Raw genomic sequence first — 1,237 nt, 5'->3', positions numbered from 1 at the left:
TCTAAAAAGAGCACTTAAATAGTGCTCTTTTTTATTTTAAAAAAAACGCCTAAAAATCATGCTAAAGATGTATCTTTGCATCCCGACAGAACAGTTGGGATTTTTCTTCTTACAAGCACAAAATCTCGTTGCTTTCAGGGTTTCAAAAGAACCAACACTTTAGAATTTTAATTATTGTTTAAGCTTTATCATGCCTAAAGACACTTCCATACGCTCAGTACTGATTATCGGATCTGGACCAATTATTATTGGCCAAGCCTGTGAATTTGATTACTCGGGTTCGCAAGCGGCTCTTTCTTTAAAAGAAGAAGGGATTACCGTTTCCATTATCAACTCTAATCCGGCTACAATTATGACGGACAAGGTTATCGGCGACCATGTTTATTTGCGCCCGTTAACTGTTGATTCAATAGAGGTTATTTTACAAGAGCACATCGACTCTGCAGATTTACCTAGAATTGATGCGGTACTTCCTACCATGGGAGGCCAAACAGCATTAAACCTTTGTAAAGAAGCTGAAGAACGTGGTGTTTGGGAAAAATATGGTGTAAAAGTAGTCGGTGTAGATGTTGCTGCAATCGAAAAAACCGAAAACCGCGAAGCTTTCCGCCAGTTAATGGTTGATATCGGTGTAGGTGTTGCAGAATCGAGAATTGCCAACTCATTTTTAGAAGGTAAAGAAGCAGCACAAGAAATCGGTTACCCATTGGTAATCCGTCCATCATACACTTTAGGTGGTTCCGGTGGTGGTTTCGTACACAAAAAAGAAGAGTTCGATGCCGCTTTAAAACGTGGTTTAGAGGCTTCGCCAACACATGAAGTATTAGTAGAGAAAGCTGTTTTAGGCTGGAAAGAATATGAGTTAGAGTTATTAAGAGACAGCAACGATAACGTAATCATTATCTGTTCGATCGAAAACTTCGATCCGATGGGTATCCACACAGGAGATTCGATCACTGTTGCTCCAGCAATGACCTTATCTGATCGTTGTTACCAGGATATGCGTAACCAGGCGATCAAAATGATGCGTGCAATCGGCAACTTCGCCGGTGGCTGTAACGTTCAGTTTTCGGTTAACCCGGCAAACGATGAAATTATCGCCATCGAAATTAACCCACGTGTATCACGTTCATCAGCTTTGGCAAGTAAAGCAACTGGTTATCCAATTGCAAAAATTGCAGCAAAACTGGCAATCGGTTACAACCTGGATGAAATTGAAAACCAGATTACCAAAACC

At 40.6% G+C, this 1,237-nt stretch carries 1 protein-coding gene; it reads left to right on the top strand.

Features of this window, described 5'->3' with window-relative positions; all coding sequences use genetic code 11:
• Positions 1 to 190 precede the first annotated feature (190 nt).
• Positions 191 to 1,237 (top strand): ATP-binding protein (locus AC1DPQ_RS28120; RefSeq protein ID WP_477611622.1); only part of this gene is annotated, 1,047 nt, incomplete at its 3' end.

This window comes from Pedobacter sp. 01T416_2, assembly GCF_056398925.1.
The sequence above is the reverse complement of the archived record's forward strand: the minus strand, read 5'-3'. Positions and strand labels throughout refer to the sequence as shown.